Raw genomic sequence first — 3,117 nt, 5'->3', positions numbered from 1 at the left:
CATAGGTATCTACACATTTATCGTGATACCTGTTATTACTTTGCAGAATGATTTCAACCTATCTGTTGGCGGGATTGACTCTCGCCTTACCCGCCGATATCAGACGCTGGTTAAACAGCATATGACGCCCGCGGCTCTTCTTGCTTCTGCGGTTAAAGACCTCGCAAGTGCTCAAAAATCAACTTTCGCAACTACCCAAGCTGTCTGGCGTTTTCTGAATAATAAGCGAATTAGCTTCAGTCAACTCAATGAGCCAATTATTTCGCTAGCACTTGAGCAAATTTCGCTTAGCCCGCATCCATACGCTCTCGTTGTTCATGATTGGTCACGTTTACAATTTCTTTACCATCATGCCAAATACGGACGCTTAAAAATGACGCACGGTGGCGATGTTGGATATGAACTTCAAAGCAGCTTGCTGGTTGATGCTGGCACGGGTTTGCCAATAGCGCCTCTATCTCAGACACTTACCGATGCAACCGGTTGTCATTCAACGTTGGCGGAAGGACTGTCCGAACGGCAGACACATATGGACGCCTTGACGACCGATATTGCCCGTGTGGAATCGCTTAATATAGGTAAAAAGCTGATTCATATAATTGATAGAGAGGGTGACTCTATTGGACATATGCGGACGTTGAGTACTCAAGGAATATGCTGGCTTATCCGAGGAAAAGAAGGACATGGTGCAGAGTGGCAAGGTAATTCATTGAAAATTGGTGAGATTGCTGCTCTTCTGCCATACAACGGATGCGGACAGGTAGACTGGAAAGGGAAAAAAGCTGATATGGAAATCAGTGAAACCTCGATAGTCATAACCCGAGCTGCGCAGCAGAAGCGTAAAGATAAAGAAACCGGCCGCCGCATAAAAATCCAACCTGGAGAGCCTCTGACGGTCAGATTGGTTGTTGTTCGGCTTACGGATGATCTCGGTAATGTGGTGGGACGCTGGACGCTGCTTACAAACGTTTGCAGCGAGATCACCTGCGAGGAAGTAGCTCGTTGGTATTACTGGCGCTGGAATATTGAATCATTTTTTAAGTTGCTGAAAGGTGCCGGACATGACGTAGAAACATGGCTTCAGCGCAGCGCGCCAGCCGTACTACGCAGGTTGTTAATAGCCAGTATGGCTGCTGTTCTGGTATGGCGGCTGCAACGCGCTGAAGGAGAAGAAAATGCGGCAGCCCGCCAGCTGATATGTCGCTTGTCAGGACGACAGCAAAAGCGAGGCCGCAGAGAGAGCGCTCCTGCTCTGCTCGCTGGCCTATCCATCTTGTTGAATACACTAAAATTATTATCGGAATATAGTCTGGAAGAACTTACTCATTTAGCGAGAGTTGCTCTTAAGCCTCCTCCCTGATGTGTAGATACCTATGCGTTGACGGCCAGGATATCGGGCTGGCGAAGCTTTTATGCGAAATGCCCAGACCGGATACCGGTGCCTTGGGCGGCCAGTTGAAAAAGATTTATTTTCTGCGCGAATTCACCGGTCGGGGCTATGGCAAGCCGCTTTTCAGCGCGGTGGAGATGCTTGCCAGGGAAGCCCGGCAATCGCAACTCTGGCTGGAGGTACTGCCGCAAAACCAGCAGGCTAAAACCTTCTACGAAAGTCAGCAAATGGCGGTCAGCGGCGAAACCGCTTACGAGAGCGGCAGCCGGTATACGCCGCTGCTTATTCTGAGCAAAACGCTCTAAAAGCTGTGGCAGCGGCGGGGCGGTCCAGCAAACGCAGCGCCAGCGCGGCGACCGCCATCATCTCTTCACGTTGCCGTCCGGCCTTGCCGACTACACGCATTCCTTGCAGCAATGCCAACATGAGCAGGGCGGTGTGCTCCGCATTTAACCCGGGATCGACCGAGCCGTCTTTCTGACCCGTGCGGATAAACGCGGCTATCCGGGTTTGATTGGCGTCCAGCGCCTGACGTACCGGCCGCGCCAGCGCCTCTTCCAGCGCACAGAGCTGTGTCGCGCTGCCTGCCACCAGACAGCCGCGTATCCCCTCGACGCCCTGCGAGAGCGTGGCGTAGTCTTGTAGCAGCACCGCTACCTTGTCGCGGCCGGTGACGGCCAGCGCCAGCGCCTCACGCGTCTCCTGGCGACGCTGACTAAGATAGCGTTCAAACACCTGTAAAAAAAGGGTTTGTTTATCGCGAAAGGCTTTGTAAATGCTACCCACCGTCAACCCCATGTCGGCGGCCAAATCAGCCACAGAGGCGGCATGATAGCCTTTAGTGCGGAACACCTGCATCGCCCGATCCAGCGCTTGCTCGGTATCAAATTGGCGTGGCCGGCCGCGAACGCCGGCCGTTGGATGGCGTGAGGCATTCGTAGGGGTAAGCGTTGCCGGCGTGCCGGCAACGGCGTTGTTTGCGGAATTTTTGCCCATGAGGAGATTATAGGAAAGGTTCTTTTCCTAAACAAGCCTGCCGCCGATGTGCACGCGGTATCATTTCATTTCGGAAGCTGACGGGCGCAAAAGGTCTGGTCAGGGAAGCAGGGTGTGACTATAGCCTGAGGTTATACCCTGCCATCAAACAGATATTCGCCATCCGGGAGGGGGAGTGGAATAGTAGAGGTCGATCCCGTTTACTGAGAGTGTCGCTATGCTGATTCCGCAACCCTATTTGCTTTTTCTTGGCGATGTCACCGATCCGCTGGCGGCGAAAACCGCGCGCGGTATTCAGGTATGGCGCCCCGAACATTGTCTTGGTCAATTGCGTTTGCCCGGTTGTACGGTTTCCCTTGGCCTGGATGATCTCTCCATTGCGGCAGCAGCAGCGGCTGGGGCACGTACGCTGGTGCTGGGCACGGCGAACGCCGGCGGCTTTTTGCCCCCGCATTGGGTTGAGACGGTACGCTCGGCCATTCGCGCCGGTATGAATGTTGCCAGCGGTCTTCATGATCGGCTGTCTTCGACGGCGGGATTGGCAGCGTTGGCAGAACAGCACGGTGTCGCGTTGTTCGATGTGCGCCATATGCGCCCGGACCTACATAGGTATCTACACATTTATCGTGATACCTGTTATTACTTTGCAGAATGATTTCAACCTATCTGTTGGCGGGATTGACTCTCGCCTTACCCGCCGATATCAGACGCTGGTTAAACAGCATATGACG

At 53.5% G+C, this 3,117-nt stretch carries 3 protein-coding genes and 1 pseudogene; 3 read left to right on the top strand and 1 reads right to left on the bottom strand.

From position 1 onward, the window contains the following. Together CINSTRO3249_RS14395 and CINSTRO3249_RS14390 are read left to right on the top strand one after the other, a co-directional pair. The coding region (locus tag CINSTRO3249_RS14395) for a flagellar biosynthesis protein FlhF (RefSeq protein ID WP_254304262.1) at positions 1 to 1,360 on the top strand (1,360 nt) is incomplete at its 5' end. Continuing rightward, positions 1,360 to 1,695, top strand: coding sequence for a GNAT family N-acetyltransferase (locus CINSTRO3249_RS14390; protein ID WP_074013759.1), 336 nt, complete (start codon positions 1,360 to 1,362; stop codon positions 1,693 to 1,695). The genes CINSTRO3249_RS14395 and CINSTRO3249_RS14390, both read left to right, overlap by 1 nt. On the opposite strand, the gene CINSTRO3249_RS14385 is transcribed toward CINSTRO3249_RS14390, so the two are convergent. Beyond that, positions 1,673 to 2,386: a TetR/AcrR family transcriptional regulator gene (locus CINSTRO3249_RS14385; RefSeq protein WP_074013758.1), complete on the bottom strand. Its 714-nt coding sequence runs from the start codon at positions 2,384 to 2,386 to the stop codon at positions 1,673 to 1,675. The two genes, CINSTRO3249_RS14390 and CINSTRO3249_RS14385, sit on opposite strands and share 23 nt — an antisense overlap. Before the next feature lie 217 nt (positions 2,387 to 2,603). On the opposite strand from CINSTRO3249_RS14385, the pseudogene CINSTRO3249_RS14380 reads away from it, so the two are divergent. Next, positions 2,604 to 2,990: pseudogene (locus tag CINSTRO3249_RS14380) on the top strand (DUF1611 domain-containing protein); the annotation flags it as partial. Between the last annotated feature and the right edge of the window lie 127 nt (positions 2,991 to 3,117).

This window comes from Candidatus Sodalis sp. SoCistrobi, from assembly GCF_900143145.1.
Classification (GTDB): domain Bacteria; phylum Pseudomonadota; class Gammaproteobacteria; order Enterobacterales; family Enterobacteriaceae; genus SoCistrobi.
This window is presented reverse-complemented; position numbering and strand designations above follow the sequence as displayed.